General features: G+C 62.4%; 15 protein-coding genes. 6 read left to right on the top strand and 9 right to left on the bottom strand.

The features are described 5' to 3' along the window. Window positions 1-115 precede the first annotated feature (115 nt). The 6 genes from AB7849_RS14920 (at window position 116) to AB7849_RS14895 (ending at window position 7,226) form a co-directional block, all read left to right on the top strand. A complete protein-coding gene (locus tag AB7849_RS14920; protein WP_369501230.1) occupies window positions 116-2,071 on the top strand; it encodes a pyridoxal phosphate-dependent decarboxylase family protein in 1,956 nt (651 codons plus the stop codon). Window positions 2,072-2,085: 14 nt separating this feature from the next. Further along, window positions 2,086-3,192, top strand: coding sequence for a PLP-dependent cysteine synthase family protein (locus tag AB7849_RS14915; RefSeq protein WP_008217320.1), 1,107 nt, complete (start codon window positions 2,086-2,088; stop codon window positions 3,190-3,192). A 5-nt stretch (window positions 3,193-3,197) separates the two neighbouring features. Continuing rightward, entirely contained in the window at window positions 3,198-3,989 is a 792-nt protein-coding gene (locus AB7849_RS14910; protein WP_008217318.1) for a prephenate dehydrogenase/arogenate dehydrogenase family protein, read from the top strand. After that, on the top strand, window positions 3,986-5,458 hold the full coding sequence (locus AB7849_RS14905) for a UbiD family decarboxylase (RefSeq protein WP_008217317.1): 1,473 nt from the start codon (window positions 3,986-3,988) through the stop codon (window positions 5,456-5,458). The genes AB7849_RS14910 and AB7849_RS14905 overlap by 4 nt, the downstream gene beginning before the upstream one ends. A gap of 342 nt (window positions 5,459-5,800) precedes the next feature. Continuing rightward, on the top strand, window positions 5,801-6,412 hold the full coding sequence (locus AB7849_RS14900) for a hypothetical protein (protein ID WP_008217315.1): 612 nt from the start codon (window positions 5,801-5,803) through the stop codon (window positions 6,410-6,412). An 88-nt stretch (window positions 6,413-6,500) separates the two neighbouring features. Further along, on the top strand, window positions 6,501-7,226 hold the full coding sequence (locus AB7849_RS14895) for a DUF4365 domain-containing protein (RefSeq protein WP_008217313.1): 726 nt from the start codon (window positions 6,501-6,503) through the stop codon (window positions 7,224-7,226). A gap of 315 nt (window positions 7,227-7,541) precedes the next feature. Here the strand turns inward: AB7849_RS14895 and tatC are convergent, their stop codons facing one another. The 9 genes from tatC to AB7849_RS14850 all read right to left on the bottom strand — a co-directional run bounded on the left by tatC (window position 7,542) and on the right by AB7849_RS14850 (window position 17,160). Beyond that, window positions 7,542-8,306: a twin-arginine translocase subunit TatC gene (gene tatC, locus AB7849_RS14890; RefSeq protein ID WP_008217310.1), complete on the bottom strand. Its 765-nt coding sequence runs from the start codon at window positions 8,304-8,306 to the stop codon at window positions 7,542-7,544. Continuing rightward, entirely contained in the window at window positions 8,303-8,710 is a 408-nt protein-coding gene (gene tatB / locus AB7849_RS14885; protein WP_008217308.1) for a Sec-independent protein translocase protein TatB, read from the bottom strand. Before tatB ends, tatC begins: the two co-directional genes overlap by 4 nt. Window positions 8,711-8,719: 9 nt before the next feature. Continuing rightward, on the bottom strand, window positions 8,720-8,956 hold the full coding sequence (gene tatA / locus AB7849_RS14880; protein WP_008217306.1) for a twin-arginine translocase TatA/TatE family subunit: 237 nt from the start codon (window positions 8,954-8,956) through the stop codon (window positions 8,720-8,722). Between the two features lie 152 nt (window positions 8,957-9,108). Then, entirely contained in the window at window positions 9,109-9,846 is a 738-nt protein-coding gene (locus tag AB7849_RS14875; RefSeq protein WP_081491897.1) for a nitrous oxide reductase accessory protein NosL, read from the bottom strand. Further along, window positions 9,843-10,676, bottom strand: coding sequence for an ABC transporter permease (locus AB7849_RS14870; RefSeq protein ID WP_008217304.1), 834 nt, complete (start codon window positions 10,674-10,676; stop codon window positions 9,843-9,845). Before AB7849_RS14870 ends, AB7849_RS14875 begins: the two co-directional genes overlap by 4 nt. Further along, the gene (locus AB7849_RS14865) at window positions 10,673-11,611 is read right to left on the bottom strand and encodes an ABC transporter ATP-binding protein (RefSeq protein WP_008217303.1); all 939 of its coding nucleotides are present in this window, start codon (window positions 11,609-11,611) and stop codon (window positions 10,673-10,675) included. Before AB7849_RS14865 ends, AB7849_RS14870 begins: the two co-directional genes overlap by 4 nt. Then, complete coding sequence (locus AB7849_RS14860) at window positions 11,595-12,896, bottom strand: nitrous oxide reductase family maturation protein NosD (RefSeq protein ID WP_369501229.1); 1,302 nt, start codon at window positions 12,894-12,896, stop codon at window positions 11,595-11,597. The genes AB7849_RS14865 and AB7849_RS14860 overlap by 17 nt, the downstream gene beginning before the upstream one ends. A 74-nt stretch (window positions 12,897-12,970) precedes the next feature. Then, complete coding sequence (gene nosZ, locus AB7849_RS14855; RefSeq protein ID WP_008217298.1) at window positions 12,971-14,920, bottom strand: TAT-dependent nitrous-oxide reductase; 1,950 nt, start codon at window positions 14,918-14,920, stop codon at window positions 12,971-12,973. A 47-nt stretch (window positions 14,921-14,967) separates the two neighbouring features. After that, window positions 14,968-17,160, bottom strand: coding sequence for a NosR/NirI family protein (locus AB7849_RS14850; protein WP_008217295.1), 2,193 nt, complete (start codon window positions 17,158-17,160; stop codon window positions 14,968-14,970).

The following is a 17,160-nucleotide window of genomic DNA, read 5'->3' as shown; positions in this document are numbered from 1 at the left end:
AAGTGTTTGCCGCATCGTGTCGAGCCGGTGGTGTGAGCCGTCAGATGACTGCCTTTCGCTACTCCAAAGTCGTCGGTGCGCGCTGTCGGGACGACGCGTCCTGCGGATGCCTGACATGAGCGCCGCCCAGCCTTTTAGCGACATGGAATTGCGCAACCACACGCTGGATGCGTGCTTTCTCGGCCCCTATGGCGAGAACGATACCCTGCTGGAGAAGATGCTGGTCGAGTTCCTTCGCGACCATGTGTACTGGCGACGCAATTTCCACCCGGAAGATCCACCGGCGATCGCCACCGGTGCGGCACACCATCCGGACTATCTTGCCTTCGAATCGCGCATGCGTCGCGAACTGCATCAGCTGTCCGCCGCGCTGAAGAAATCGGTACCGTTCCACAGCCCGCGCTATATCGGACACATGGCCTCGGACCTGCTGCTGCCCGGGCTGGCCGCGCAGATGCTGACCCTGCCCTACAACCCCAACAACGTCAGCGAGGATGCCGCACCAGTCACCGTCGACATGGAAGTCCAGGCCGGCCTGCAGTTGGCCCGCATGCTGGGCTACCCGCATGATCCGGCGCAAGATGCCTGCGCCTTCGGTCACCTCACTTCCGGTGGCACCCTGGCCAACTATCAGGCGCTGCGCCTGGCGCTGGCGTTGAAGGCATTCCCGGTGGCGCTGCGCGCGGCGCAAGTACCCGGGCTGAACTTGCCGGGGGACGACTGGAGTGCATTCAACCTGGCGCAGGCCGACGGCATCGCGCTGCTGACGGCGTGGCAATCCTGGCTCGCAACGCTGATACCGGTCGAGCGCTCGCGCTGGTCGCAGCGTGTCGAAGGCGAGCGCATCGAGCAGCGCGGACTGGCCGGCTTCTTCGCCGCGCATCCCGACCTGAAGGTGCCATTGGTACTGGCACCGGTGACTGCGCACTACTCATGGAGCAAGGGCCTGAAGCTGCTCGGCCTCGGGCGTGACCAACTGGCGTTGCTGTCCACCGAGAACATGCGGCTTGACCCCGCCGCGTTGCACGACACGCTGGAACGTTGCGCCCGCGAGCGGCAAGCGGTGCTGATGTGCGTGGCGGTGCTTGGCGGCACCGAGTACGGCACCATCGACCCGATCGATCAGGTGCTCGCAGCCCGTGAGGCATCGCGTGAACGCGGGCTGGATTTCGCCGTGCACGTCGACGCTGCCTGGGGCGGTTACCTGGCCACCCTGTTCCGCAACGAGGATGGCTCGCTGCGTTCGCGCGACGAGGTCGCCGCCGACTATGTGCAATTCCCGACGTCGGCCGTGCATGCCGCGTTTGCCGCCTTGGGCGCCACCGACTCGGTCACCGTCGACCCGCACAAGCTAGGTTACCTGCCATACGGCAGCGGTGCGTTCATTTGCCGGGATCATCGCGCGATGACCCTGTTGGCCGAACGGGCGGACTACGTGTTCCACGGCGGCATTCCAAGGGACTATCTCGCACGCTACCGCAGCCTGGGCCAGTTCATTCCGGAAGGCTCCAAATCCGGTGCTGCGGCAGCGGCGGTCTATGTCACCCACAAGGTGCTGCCATTGGACCACGCCCATTTCGGCATCCTGCCGCGTGCCACCGTGCGTGCCGCCGAAATATTCGACGCCCACGCCCAGCGCTTTGCCCTCGAGCAGGCCGACTACGTACAGGCGCTGGTGCCGTTCGCGCCGGACAGCAACCTGGTCTGCCTTGCGCTCAATCCGCGCGGCAACCGCTCGATCGCGGTGGCAAACGCGTTCGTTCGGGAGTTGCATGACATGCTGCGCTGCGACCCGCGCCAGCCGCTGCAGACCAAGGAATTCTTCGGTTCGGTGACCACCTTGCGTCCGGACATGCTGGGTCCCGCGCAGACAACGCGCATCTTCACTGCACTGGGCCTGGACACGAGCACGCTCGATCCACGCGAAGATCGGCTGATGATCCTTCGCCATACGCTGATGAATCCATACCTGATCGATCACGAGAACGGCATCAGCTATATCGATCGCTACTTCGACTTCCTGGGCCGGCGCATACGCGCGTTGCGTGCCGTCACCCGCAACGACACATGACTCCGGAGCCATCCATGGACAGCAAGCTGCAACTGGTCGACATGCAACATGTGACAGAACGTGGCTGGGTGCACAGCGCACTGGCGCAACTGGCCCAGGAGGCCGCACGTTCCGCCGACACCCACCTGCTCAAGCTGACCTTCCCGGGCTTCCACGGCATCGATTTCTACTTCAAGGACGAGGCTGCGCACCCCAGCGGTAGCCTGAAACACCGGCTGGCCCGATCGTTGTTCCTGTACGCCTTGTGCAACGGCCGGCTGCGTGGCGGTCAGGCCGTGGTGGATGCCTCTTCCGGCAGCACGGCCATCTCCGAAGCGTGGTTCGCGCGCCTGCTGGGGCTGTCGTTCACTGCGGTGATGCCGGCCTGTACCGCACCGGGCAAGATCCGTGACGTACAGGCGCTGGGGGGCACCTGCGACCTGGTCGACGAACCCGCCCAAGTGCATGCCCGCGCTGCCGAACATGCCGCCCGCGGCGCCTGCCATCTCGACCAGTTCGGCCTGGCCGAGCGCGCCACCGACTGGCGTGGCAACAACAACATCGCCGAGTCGATCATCGGCCAGTTGACCCTGGAGGCTGAGTCCGAGCCTGCGTGGATCGTCTGTGGCGTGGGTACCGGGGGTACCTCGGCCACCATCGGCCGCTACCTGCGCTATCGCCGGCTGCACACGAAACTGTGCGTGGCCGAACCGACCGGTAGCAGCTACGTGCACGGCTGGCGCAAACGCGACGCAAAGGCCGTCGCCAGCCAGCCCACCCTGATCGAGGGTATCGGTCGGCCACGCGTCGAACCGGGCTTCATTTTCGACGTGGTCGACAAGGTGAAAGAAGTGCCGGATGCCGCATCCGTTGCCGGGGCCTGGCTGCTGGAAGACTTGCTTGGTCACCGCTATGGCGGTTCATCCGGGACCAACCTGGTGGCGTGCCTGCAACTGGCGGCAGCGATGCGGGCACGCGGCGAACGCGGCAGCATCGTCAGCCTGCTGTGCGACCGTGGCGAGCGCTATGCACAAACGCTGTTCAATCATGACTGGCTGGCTGCGCACCGGATAGACCGTGCGCCATGGGATGCGGCGCTGCGCGACAGCCTTGCCAGCGGCCACACACCGGTACCGCAATGACCTGGATGACGCATTCCCCAGCATGCTTTGCACTGCTCGGCTACGGCCGTTTCGGGACAGCGTTCGCCCGGATGCTGCTGCACGCGGGATATCGGGTACACGTGTGGGATCCGAATGTACCGGTTCCCGCGGCGCTGGCCGTTGCATCCATGCGCGATGCGGTCGATGCCGCGTCATGGATCGTGCTGGCGATGCCGGTGCCGCACATGCGCGAGACGCTGCTGGCCTTGCGCCCGCTGCTGCATGCCGGACAGGTGGTGTTCGACGTTGGCAGCGTGAAAATGCATCCGTGCGCAGCCATGGACGAACTGCTGGCCGACGCCATTCCTCACGCCGGCACGCATCCGCTGTTCGGACCGCTCAGCCTGGCCCGCTGCGAGCGTCCGCGGCGCACGGTGATCTGTGCATCCGCCCGGCATCCGCGGGCGGCCGAGCGTATCCGTGCGTTGTTCGTCGAGCTGGGCTGCGAAGTGATCGACCAGGACGCCGAAACCCATGACCGCGCCATGGCCAGAACCCACGTCCTGGCTTTTTTCATCGCCAAGGGACTGATCGATATCGGCGTGGACGATGGCATGCCGATGGCGCCACCATCATTCCAGGGCATGAAGCACATGCTCGCCGCGGTGCGTGGTGATGCCGGCCACCTGTTCGGCGCAATCCAGCGCGAGAACCCGTTCGCCGCCGAAACGCGAGCGGAATTGCTGGCCGAGCTGCACCGGGTGCACCGCCAACTGCTGGCCGAAATGGATGACGACTCCCTGGCCATCCCTGCGCCGGACGCACCGGCGGCATGAGTTTCCACGATCTGCGCAGCTTTCTGCAGCGGCTGGAGCTCGAGCGGCAACTGCAGCGTGTCGCGGCACCCGTCGATCCGTATCTGGAATCCACCGCGCTCAGCCTGAAATCGCTGCGTGAAGGCGGCCCCGCGCTGCTGATGGAGCATGCCGGTGACAGCCGCCACGCCCTGCTCGGCAACCTGTTCGGGCACCGCCGCCGGATCGAACTGGCGCTGGCCGGCCGACCGCTGGCCTCACTGCGCGAATTGGGCCAGTTGCTCGCCTCGATCAAGGAACCCCGCTGGCCGTCCAGTCTGCGCCAGGCTCTGGGCACGTGGCCGGAACTGGCCCAACTTGCGCACGTCGCGCCACAGCACGTGAGTGAGGCCGCGTTCGAGTACGAAACCCTGCATGGCACCGAGATCGACCTGGCACGCCTGCCGATCCAGCACTGCTGGCCCGGCGATGCCGGCAAACTGGTTACCTTCGGACTGGTGGTAACCCGCGGCACCGGCAAGCCGCGGCAGAACGTGGCAATCTACCGCCAGCAGGTGATCGGTCCGAATCGGGTCATCATGCGCTGGCTGCCGCATCGCGGCGGCGCCCTCGACTACGCCGATTGGCGTGCCGCGCATCCGCAGGAACGCTTTCCGTTACTGGTCGCCATCGGTGCCGACCCCGCGACCATGCTGGCCGCCGTCGCCCCGGTGCCCGATACCTTGTCCGAATACGAATTCGCCGGCCTGCTGCGCGGCCAGCGCACCCGCGTGTGGCGTAGCGAACTGACCAGCCTGGATGCACCGGCCGGCGCGGAGATCCTGCTCGAAGGTTTCATCCACCCGGACGATACCGCGCTGGAAGGCCCGTTCGGCGACCACACCGGCTACTACAACGCACAGGAACGTTTCCCCGTGCTCACCATCGAGCGCCTGCACCTGCGCCACGGTGCGATCTACCACGGAAGTTACATGGGCCGCGCACCGCACGACGAGCCGTCGGTGTTGTCGATGGCCTTGAATGACGTGTTCGTACCGATCCTGCAGAAGGTATTCCCCGAGATCGTGGACTTCTTCCTGCCGCCGGAAGCCTGTTCGTACCGCATCGCGGTAGTCAGCATCCGCAAGCAGTACGCCGGTCATGCGCGGCGCATCATGATGGCGGTATGGTCGTACCTGCGTCAGTTCACCTATACCAAGTTCGTGGTCGTCACCGACGACGACATCGACGTGCGCGACTGGGCCCAGGTGATCTGGGCGGTATCGACCCGCGTTGATCCCGCACGCGACACGATGCTGGTGGAGAACACGCCGATCGATTACCTCGACTTTGCCAGTCCGGTCGCCGGCGTGGGCTCAAAGCTGGGTATCGATGCCACCCAGAAATGGCCCGCCGAGACCACCCGCGCGTGGAGCCGGCCGATCATTCCGGATGCGGGTGTGGAACAGCGCATGGACCGCCTGTGGACGACGCTGAAGACTGCTGTCTGATCCACTTCGTGGTGGCTGGCATCGCTTACTGCCAGCATGCTGGACATGCGTTGCCTGTACAGTTGAGCATGGCTGGCACAGGGCTTGGCCAGCATCGCCAACTGGCTGACCACCTGACTGAGGGTTGCCTGTCGGACAATCGGCCGGCCAGAATCGACCCAAAGGCGACCTTCACGGGCCTGGCTCTCCGTCCGGTTATACGTGTGGTTGTTAGCCGGACCCGGCAAAGATAAGCTCCCGTCAGAACAAGGAGTTGCGTCATGATTTCTTGGCGCGATCACGTGTGTATAACCGGACCCACGGGTCCGCCTAATCAGTAGTTAGAGCCCTTATCACGCCGCCATGAATTTGAATTTCACCTACTTGGCAACATTCTTCAAGGAACATCCGGTTTCGTTTGCCTCAATGCGAAACGCATTTGCTTTCTTTGCCGTGATTGCATTTCCACTTGGGCTAATGGCTTTTCACGACTTCCATGCACAATTGGCGATTGACATCATCAATGAGAACCGTGCACCAAGAACATTTCAAATCATCTGTAGCGTCTCATTGATTTTTCTTTCTGCTTACGTTGCTGCTCGCGGCCCCATCACGAGCCTGAAGGGCCGTGCCATCCGTGTTTTTGGTGTCTACTTCCCCAACGCCGCACTCGGTATTGGGGCAGCATATGTTGGTGTAGCTTGGGGCGCATTTATCGCGGCATTGTTTTCTGGCATCCCCTTGCCCCCGCCCTACACTTTTGGCGTTCTGATTCGCGAGTGCTTGTTGCTATTGTTTGGCCTTCTCGCACTGTATACGTTCTTTGTGTTGGTCACGGTAAATGCATCGGTTGCCCCTGGTTATCAAAACCCCTCCTTTCGTCCCACCATGAGGGTTCTGGCCGCTCTGTTTTGTTTCGCAATGCTTGGCCGCACCGTCCTTCTGCTCGTCATTTCGCTCGGCGCAACCAAATGACGGGCTCTAACCTCTCATTCCACCGGACCTTGCGCATAAAGCCGCGCAAGGCCGGTGAATTCAAACGTTAGGCTGCTGAGGAGACGATATGGAATATCCAAAGAAGTCAGTCAATGGTGATGCAGGCGAGTACCTCGTTGCATACACCATCACAAAACTCTTTGGGTGGCCGTGTCGCCTCTTCGGAGTAGATATCGGAGTCGATGCAGAACTTGAGATTCTGGATGATGAAGCACGCTCGACCGGTGACGTCATCAAGATTCAGGTCAAAGCGTTCGACAGAATCAGCAGCTCTGAAAGCAAGGGCATCTATGTTGACGACCGTCATATCAACTACTGGAAGCGGTTCTGCCTGCCAGTCATCGTTTGTTGCGTTGACCTAGCCACTGAGAAAATCTATTGGAAGCAAATTCTCGCAACTGAGGCATATCAGTCGAGCGGAGCCTCTCAAAAGATCAGCATCGATCTGGCTACAGACGAACTTTCCAGCGCCAGCAAGGATGCCTTGCGGTCTCTAGCAACGCCAGAGGAATCGAAGCAAATTGAGCCGCTATTCCGACAACTGCGTGACCTCTACAAAGCGCTCGATGACCAAAGCACGCCTTTCTGCGTGGACGAAGAACAGCTTGAGTCGATCGAGCAGGAGTGCGACGCAATTGATGCCGTAGTAGCCAAGATCGAGAACTTGATCTCGCATTTCCCCTGGCGGGTAGGGGCAGTAGACCTTCGAACTCTGGCTGTCATCAAGCGCAACGTGCAAATCACGCGAAATGATGCCAGTCACAGCTTCAGCGTTGGCATCAACGGAATGTAGCTGTCGTGCAGCATCCTAACCCTTCCATCGAGAGGACGTCGTCCGGCAAGCAGGCCGCCGCCTCTCATGTCAAACGTTGACCGTCCGCTCCTGGCCGGTTGCTTCCGGTCGACTGCACTGGTCAGCGTACACCTGCCGAGTCTCGCTAGCTCCGCCGGTGATCGTGGTCTGGCTCTATATCGAAGATGGGCAACGAGCCGGCGACGTTGGGCGGCACGGCCGCTAGCCGCGGTCAGTTCCGGTGCCACCGCTGGTCAGTTGCTATAGCCAAGGCAGGCGGAAGGCTGATGTTTTGCAGCGTCGCCAGCCGAAACCTCAGGTCGCCACGGTCGCCGCACGGGGCGCGATCAGCCATCTCACGGCGAGCAAACCCAGCTCGTAGAGCAGATACATGGGAACCGCCAGCATGATCATCGATGTGATGTCCGGTGGCGTGATGACGGCAGAAATGGCAAACGCGCCAACCACGGCGTAGCGGCGGATGCCACGCAGCCGGGCGAGATCGACGATACCCGCGGCGGCCAGGATCACCACCACCACCGGCACCTCGAAGCACAGCCCGAAGGCGAAAAAGACCAGCATGACGAAGTCGAGGTAATGATTGATATCCGTCATCATTTCCACCCCGCCCGGGGTCACCGCCGCAAAGAACCGGAAGGCTGCCGGCAATACCAGGAAATAGGCGAACGCGCAGCCCAGATAGAACAACAGCAGCGTGGCCACCAGCAGGGGGCGGGCGAGACGCTTTTCGCTTCTGTACAGGCCGGGACTGACGAAGGCCCAGAGCTGGTACAGGATCACCGGCATGCCGGCAAACAGGGCCACGTAGAAGGCCAGCTTCAACGGTGTCAGGAACGGGCTGGTTACCTCGGTGGCAATCAGGTGGGCACCATGTGGCAAGCGGGCGACCAGTGGCGCAGCCAGTAGCGAGTACAACCGGTTGGCCAGCGGAACCAGCACAACCAGCAGAAGCAGGACTGTGGCGACCGCCTTGATCAGGCGGGAACGCAACTCCAGCAGGTGCGGGAACACACTGGCCTGAAGACCTTCCACGAAACCGTCACTATCCGGGCTCGTCACGACCGATTCTCCACATGCTTGGCGGCAGGCACGACCGCGTCAGGAGCCGATGGCAAGGTTGTTGCCACTTCGGCAGCCGTCTTCTCCACCGCGTCGCCACCCAGTGTCACGGATTGTTCCAACCCGGCCATGACTGCCTGCACAGGCTCGCGCACGTCATGAATGACATTGTCCACGGTGCCTTTGGCCGCACTGCCCTGCGCGGCCACTTCGCGTGCGGCACGCTTTATTTCCTCCAGTTGCAGTTCGCGTTCCACCTCGGCACGCACGCTGTCCCAGCCGCTCCGTACGCGACGAAGCATGGCGCCGGCGGTTCGGGCCGCACCAGGCAGCTTTTCCGGACCCAGCACGATCAGCGCGATCAGCGCGATCAGCAGGAGTTTGCCCAGGCTGAAATCAATCACGGCGAGGCCCTACCTGGATTTCACGTCCACCGGCTCCCGCTGTCCCGAGCGACTGTTGTCGGCTGGCTGGGCCTCGGCACGCAGCAACGCCGCGTCATCGCGTTTGGACTCGGCGTCGTCACCGTCCAGGCTTTTCTTGAAGCCTCGAATGGCGGACCCCAAGTCCGGTCCGATCTTGCTCAGCTTGCCCGTACCGAAAATCAGCAGGACCACGACCGCAAGGATAAGTAGATGCCAGATGCTCATGGATGCTCCTGATACAGCTTTAGATGGAAGAAAGGGATGAATGGGCGCTCGCCCATAGGGCGAGCGGAACGTAACCAACGCCATCGCATGCCCCATCGAGGTAGCGTTGTTGCCCAAAGCCGTGTGCCGGTGCATGCATGATGGAAATTCCCTCAGTACGGGTTCTTGCCCGACAGCATGGATGGAGGCATGTGTTTGCCTTGACCCATCTCGCCAGGAACCGAACGCCTCGCCTGCAACACTTCGGCATGCTCGCCAGGCGTGGCCGCCGGCGGCATTGCGGATCGAGGGGCTGCGGCACAAGCTTTCACCAGGGCAAAGGCCGGTGAGCCAGGGTGGGGACATTCGAAGCCCAGCAACGAGACCAGTTCCGGGGTCATGTCGGAGAACCGCAATAGTTCGCCGCCGTGCGCATGCACGAAAGCCTCGGCATCGGTACGCGTGGCAAACGACGCGAACGTCGCTCCCATCAAGCCGCTCATCGGCTGCCACGCCACGTACCAGGCGGTACGCGCATCGACAAACGTGCGCGCCTCATTGGAAGGATGCCGCCAGTTGATCTGCGCGCTGTCCTGTACCAGCAATTGCTGCAATCTCGCCTTGTTTTCGGGCTCCAGCACGTAGGCGAAGAAATCCCGGGTGGAGCCGAACTTCAGCGGGGTCTTGTAGCCATGGACCCAGGCCTCGCCACGCGGGCCCGGCCCGGCGCTGACATACATCCCGCAGACCGCGCAGACATCGTCTTTATGGATATCGACCGCTGCCTGCCTGGGCGGTGCCCGGCTTCCACTGCATGCCGCGAGCAGCAAGACGAGCCATACCGCCGGCAACCATTCGAGCGTAATGAAGCGGCCGCCTTCGCGGTGCCGATGTGGGACGTGACGTTTCATATTTCTTTCCGCCGGAACAGGAATTGGGCCAATGCAAAGGGAACGATCACCCAGAGCAGCATCGCCAGGTAAAGCACCCAGGGCCGGTATACGTGCGTGGCGGTCATGCCCATGAACAGCTCGTTGCCGCCGCCCGAGCCCAGCATGGTCAGGTTGATCAGCCGGAACACGTCGATCGGGTTGAGGTAGAGCAGGCACGGAAAGGCCGACTGCTCCCATGGGTTGCCGCCGCTGAAGACGAGAATCGCCAGCAGGCACAGGTCGAAGATGATCACCGTGAGCAGCCAGGCCACCAGCGCCAGGCCTGCCGCACGCGCCTTGTCGGTCGTGGTCACGCTGATCACGCTGGCCAACGCGACAAAGCTCGCGCCGAGCATCGAGGCGCTGAGCACGAAATTCCCGATGCTGAGCCAGGCTGCCATGGTGCGCGCCTCGGGCTGCATGACCTGGATGATCACCACCGCCACGCCAAAACCTGCCAGGATGGCGGTGGCCAGCGCGGCGCAGTGGCCCAGGAACTTGCCGGCCACCAGCTCGATCCGCGAGATCGGATAACTGAGTACCAGCAGCAGGGTGCCGTTGTCCTGCTCGCCCACCACCATGTCATAGGCGATCAGCAGGCCGATCAGCGGCACCACGAAGGCCGCCAGCGTGGTCAGGCTGGCCAGCGTCGCGTCGAACGAGGTGAAGCCGACCTTGCCGGCCGCGGCGCCGCCGAAATAGGCAATGCCCAGCGCCAGCACGGTAAAAAGCATGGCCACGGCAATCGTCCAGCGATTGCGGAAGTCGTCGCGGAATTCCTTGCCGGCGATGATCGCGATGCGGCTCATGCGGTCTGCTCCATGTCGTGCTTCGTACCCGCACCGAGAAAGTCGTACAAGCGTGCCAGCGACGCCTCCTTGACCACGATGTCGTCCACTGCCGGGTGTGCCGCCAGGTGCTGCAGCAAGGGAAGCTTGTCGACGCCGGCGACATGGACTTCGAACTGCCCATCATGCTGAAGCACATACGTCGAACCGATATCCTGCAGTTCCCCCGCGAACGCGGCGATGTCGGCGGAGTCCTTGAGGCGCACGTACACGAGGTCGGGCAGCCCCGACTGCCGGCGCAGCGCCTCGACGCTTCCCATGGCAAGCAGCTCGCCCTGGCGGAGTATCAGGGCATTGTCGATGTGGGGTTCCAGTTCGGGGAGTACGTGCGAGGACACCAGCACGCTGTGTCCTCCTGCCCGCAGCTCGTCCACGATGCCATAGAGCTCCCGCGTGGCCTGGGGATCGAGGCCGGCGGTGGGCTCGTCCAGCACCACCAGCTCGGGCGAGGCCAGCAGGGCCTGGGCCAGTCCCAGGCGTTGCCGCATACCCTTGGAGTATGTGGAAACGCGACGATCCTTGGCATAGTCCAGGCCGACCCGCTTCAGCAGTTCGCCGGACTGTTGCCGTGGCGCGCGTTTCAGGTTGGCCAGGTATCCAATGATCTCGCTGCCGGTCAGGTTACCGTAGAACGCCACGCTCTCGGGCAGATAGCCTATGCGGCGGCGCAGCGCCGCGGCCTGGCTGCCCCACGGCGACTGGCCCAGTACCTCGACGCGGCCGCTGGTCGGCTCGATCAGCCCGAGGATCAGCTTGATCAGGGTGGACTTGCCGGCACCGTTGTGGCCCAGCAAACCAACCACCTTGCCCATGGGCACCGTTGCCGAGACGTCCACCAGGGCAGCCACGCCCCGGTACTGCTTGCCGAGCGCGGCAATATCAATGGCGTGGGTCATGGGCTTTCGCTCGCAAGCTTTCGGGGATACTCATCAACGGGTGGCTGTCCTGCACACTGGGCGGCGTGAACACCGGGAATGCGCGCTGTACGTAGCGCAACAGCAGGATCGCGGGGCTCGACATCAGCACGCCCGCGCTCGGGTATTTCCAGAACAATACGTCGACACCGTCGTTGGGCCGGTACGGCACGTCGCCGATACCGTCGCCGTCGAGGTCCCAGCCGAGGTAGTTGCTCCAGTAATTGCCCTTGCCGTCGAACGACCACTCGTCGGCCACGTTCTGCACGTATTTCACCTGAGTTCGATTGTTCACGAAGGCATTGCCGTAAACATGGTTGTCCTGTGAACCGGCGGTGATATGGATGCCGATCGGCGAATCAGCGAGCAGGTTGCCGTGAATCCGGTTGAACTCGGAGTTGTAGACGAACATGGCCTTGCCCTCCCCGCCATCCACCGCCTGCCCGTCTCCGCCAAGGTCGCCGGTGATGTCGTGGATCTGGTTGCCACTGATGTCGCTGTAGGTGACGTAATTGAACAGGATGCCGTAGGAGGAGTCGTTGAACAGGTGATTGTCGACCACCCGCATGCGGTCGGAACTCATCAAGGCCATGCCCGCGACATTGCCCGAGCTGATGTTGCCCTGCAGCGTCTCGTTCCCGGTATACATCTGGTGCACGCCATATCTGACCTCATGGATATGATTGTTCGATATCAAGTCGTCGTGGCTTACGTAGTCGTAGATGCCGTCGCGCGTACCGGACACGTCATTGCCCTCGATCACGCAGAAGGCATCGTTCCACAGATGGATGCCGTCGCCACGATCGGGCACGTGCAGTTCGGCGATGCCGGTGATCACGTTGCCGATCACCTTTACGTGCCGCGGGCCATCCAGGTACACGCCGAACAGGACGTCCTGGAGCCGGTTGTTTTCGATGACCGCGCCGTCCACTGCTTTCTCGACATAGACCCCCGCATTCATGGTTGTGAGGTCGTGGCCGGATTGGCGGATGGTCAGGTTGCGCAGGGTGACGCCGGAGGCACGGATCCGTACCACGTCGCCCTGCCCGTCCCCATCGAGAATGGCCCCGGGTTTTCCGCTCAGGGTCACCGGCCGGTCAAGCAGCAGGTGTACGTGGTGGATGCCGGGAGCCACGCTCAGCACGGCGCCAGGTGCCGCGGTGGCAATGGCGAGCTGCAGATCGTCCGTGGCATGTGCCCCCGCCGTCACGACAATGGTCGCGAGCGCAAGCATCACCACGTGCATCCAGTTGCCACGCTTGTTCAAGGCATGCCTCGTCTAGTCCGGGAAAGAAGCGCCTTCTACCGGGGCCAGGGCTCCGGCAGAAGGCGCACTGCTCGTCAGGCCTCCACCAGCATCCGGCCGCGCATCTCCAGATGCAGTGCGTGGCAGAAGAAGGTGCAGTAGTACCAATGGACGCCAGGCTTGTCGGCAACGAAGGTTACCGAGCTGGTTTCCTGCGGACTGATCTCCATGTTGATGCCATAGTCGGTAAGGCAGAATCCGTGGGACAGATCCTCGATGCTGTCGACGTTGGTGATGACCACGGTTACTTCATCACCTTTTTTCACCTTGAAGCTTTCCAGGCCGTATTTCGGCGCTGAGCTGGTCATGTAGACGAAGACTTTCCTGCCCTGGCGGATGACCTTGCTGTCCTTTTCCAGCACGACACCGTGCTTCCGGGCCTGGGCCACGGTCTCAGCGAAGAACGGATCCTTGCGATCCCACTTCCGTTTTACCTTGCCCCGCAACATCTTGGCAGGGACGATGATCGCGTCATGCGGCTCCGAGAAGACCGGGGCATCCGCCACCAGCACCATCTGGTCACCGGAAATATCGATCAGCTGATCGAGATCCGGGTGCAGCGGACCGGTCGCCAGGAAGCGATCCTTGGAGAACTTGTTCAGCGATACCAGCCACTTGCCGTCGGCATCGCGGGTTTCGCCCAGTGAAGTGTGGTCGTGCCCGGGCTGATAGGCCACGTCGAGCTTCTGGCGCAGGTAGTTGACCTTCTTGCCAGCATAGGCATCGATCGCGTCCTGGATGTTCCACTTCGCTATCTGGCTGTCGATGAACAGCGTCGTGTAGGCATTGCCGCGACCGTCATACGCCGTGTGCAAGGGCCCAAGACCCAGTTGCGGCTCGGCCACCACGGCACCGCGAGGGTCCTTCAGCTTGCCGGCGAAGTAGTCGTCGACCTTGCTCCACTCCATCAGGCTGACCGTCGGTGAAAGCTTGCCGTTGGCCGCGAAGTACTTGCCATCCGGGCTCGCGTTGAGACCATGCGGGCTCTTCGGCACCGGGATGTACATGGTCAGGTCCGAGCCGTGACGTCCGTCCAGTACCGGCACCTTCGACTTGCCGATGGTCTTGAACTTGCCGGCCTTGATCGCCGCCTCGATGCGTTTGAGGTTGAACACGACTACCCAGTCGCGCTCGCTGCGCATCATGCCGGCCAGGTCCACGGCATCTTCGCTGTTGTAGCAGGTTGAAGCGGCGTACTTGCCCTCGTAATCGCTATCGGTATTGTCCAGATTGCCATCGACGATGACCTGCCATGCCATCTCCATGGTCTCGCCGTTGAGCGCAGAGAACATGGTCTGGTATTTCTTCGGATCATCCAGGTCGCGGCCGTCATTGGGAGAGGGAATCCGGAACTCGGCATTGGCAAATACGTAGCCGGTGTGCGGTTCACGCTGCACGCGCAACCCGTGGATCGCCTGCACGTTGGGAATCCTGGTGATCTTGTCCGTGCGCATCACGTCGCAGCGAATACGCGCAACGCGGGTACCGGCCTTGTCGTTCATGAACAGATAGCGGCCATCGTAGCGGCCATGCGTCTGGCTCATGTGCGGATGGTGCAGGTCGCCTCCGCGGGGGAAGCCTTCGCCCAGCACCCGCCTGCTTTCGTTGGTGATGCCCCAGCCGACGGCAAAGTCGGTATTGAACACCGGGACACGCATCAGTTCGCGCATCGAGGGCAGACCCAGGATACGCATCTCGCCGGATTGGCCACCACTCCAGAACCCGTAGTACTCGTCCAGTTGGCCCGGAGCGACATGGTCCTCCGGCATCTTGCCCGGTTCGGCCGCATGCACGGGGCGATCGAGACCCAGCCCGCCAACCAGCCCGCCGGCACCAGCCAGGCCTGCCAGCGCGCCGACCTTCATGAAATTCCGGCGACTCGGATTGCCCGGTTGTCCGGGCAGGGAGGCGATCTCATCTTCCGTCAGCGCTCTGATCCCGTCGGCCTTCGCGTCCGGGCCCTGGTCTTTGCTCTTGTCACTCATGGCTATGCTTCCTCAGAAAATGGTGGAGTCCAAAGCAGGTGGCCGCCCTACTCATTCGGACCTGTCGGTATGTCGTTCTCCCCGGAGCCCACCATCACCACGGGTGTGGGCAGGGGACGTGCTGCGTTTTCCCGCTTTTCCCTCTTCTTGCGGCGTTCGACCAGTGGCGGGCACTTGCGGTCGTTGTTGTAGGTCACCTGGCAATCCAGGCAGTAGTGACACTCTTGGTAATTGATCGGCCCCAGCGGGCTGATCGCCCTGACTTCGCATTCGACTGCGCACGCCTGGCACGGGTGTCCGCACTCCTTGCGCCGGCGCAACCACTCGAACAGGTGCCAGCGTCCCGAGACCGACAGGCCCGCGCCCAGGGGGCAGACGTAGCGGCAATAAACCTTGTTGGTGAACGCCGCCCCGACCAGCAGGATCACGGCGAACAGCACATAGCCCCAGGAGCGCACGAAATGCAGGTTGACCGCGGTCTTGAATGGCTCGACCTCCGCGAAGCGCTCGGCCAGGCCCACCGACTGCAGCGACAGCCCGAACAGGAACAGCAGGATCACGTACTTGATCGCCCACAGCCGTTCATGCACATAGGCAGGTGGTTCCAGCTGCGGTACCTTGAGCTTGCGCGCGAGCTTGTTGATCAGCACCTGCATGGCACCGAACGGGCATAGCCAGCCGCAATACACCCCCCGTCCGATCAGCAGCAGGGACACCGCCACGAACGTCCACAGGATGAAGATCAGGGGGTCCATCAGGAAGGTGGACCAGTGGAAGCCGTGGATCACCGCGTTGATGAAAGTGAGGATATTGACCACCGATAGCTGGGCCAGGCCGTACCAGCCGATGAACACCACGGTGTAGACCAGGAAGCCGACGCGTACGCGCTCCAGCAGCACCGGGCGCTTCACCACCCAGTCCTGGAACACCAGGATCAGCGATAGGAAGAACAGCCCGGCTGCCAGCACTGCAATCTGGAAACGCTTGCCGTACCAGATCTTTACCCACAGCGGTGCACCGTCCGGAATCGGGCTGGCCACGACCTTGGGCTGAACGACATAGTCGACCGGTATCTGGTAACTGCCGGAAAACGTGCTGTAGATACTTTTCAGCGGCCCGATCTGGCGATTCACCAGCAGTTGCAGTGTCCACGGCGCACCTGGGTTGAACCCTTGCCCATGGTGCAGGATGAAGATGGCCATCTCGTTGAAGGACGGCATTCCGGGCAGTTCCGGATCATCCAGAACCACGAAGTCGGTGTCCTTGAAAAGGAACAGCTTGCCGGCCTGCATGACGTGCAGCCGGTCAAACACGCCACCGCGGACGTAGCCGACTCCCTTGAACGAATACAGGCCATTGGCAACCACCGCGATGGCCTCGTCGCCGGGCTTGAGGCCTTGCATCAGGCTGGCATAGCCGGAATCACCCAGCAGGTTCCTGCCGACGGTCGGCGGGGTGATATCGGCGTAATAGAGGTCGATGAACGTGTCGTTCTCGTGACCCGTGGCCGGCGCGGTCGGGTCATCGATCAGGCCGCTCTCGGGCTGGCCCTTGAACGCGGCCACGACCTTCCCTCGGGTCAGGTTCAAATGGCGAAAGGCGCCGTTGCCGGTCAGTTGTACCCAGTTCGCCTTCTTGAAGTAATCGGCGCGGACCGTTGCCGGAGCCGCTTCGGTCGCCACCGTCCCGGACACCAGCTTGCGCGACACCGCCACCTCCAGCGCCGCATTCATGATCGTCTCGTTGACCACCATCGAGGTCACGGTGGCGCTGCTGATGGCGTCGATCTGGGTCGATCCCGGCGCACTGCTGCCGCCCACGACGATCTTGTCCTTCACGTTGTGGCCGACGTAGCGCGCGACGAAGTCGTATAGCCGCTGCACCGGGATGCCCACCAGCAGAATGGGTTCGTTCTGGTACAGCACCTTGGTGCCGAGAATCTTGCCGGACTGGTCGATCGCCACCAGGATATTCACCGGCTCACCCGAGTACGCCGGCACCGGTGCCACCATTACCGACTCGAATACATAGCCGATGACCTTGTCGCCGTTGTAGACGGCGGCGGCTGGCGGCTTGCCGGTGATGTCCCCGAATCGCGTGGCGGCAGGGAAATATCCACGCACCTCGGGATAGGTCTGGTCGATGCCGGCCACGGCATCCAGCGAGACCAGCATCAGAAGCATTGCCGCACACAGCATCAGCCATCTGTACGCATTGCCGTGGATCGACAAGGTAGGCAT

Source organism: Rhodanobacter sp. FW021-MT20 (assembly GCF_041107475.1).
Lineage (GTDB): Bacteria > Pseudomonadota > Gammaproteobacteria > Xanthomonadales > Rhodanobacteraceae > Rhodanobacter_A > Rhodanobacter_A glycinis.
The sequence above is the reverse complement of the archived record's forward strand: the minus strand, read 5'-3'. Positions and strand labels throughout refer to the sequence as shown.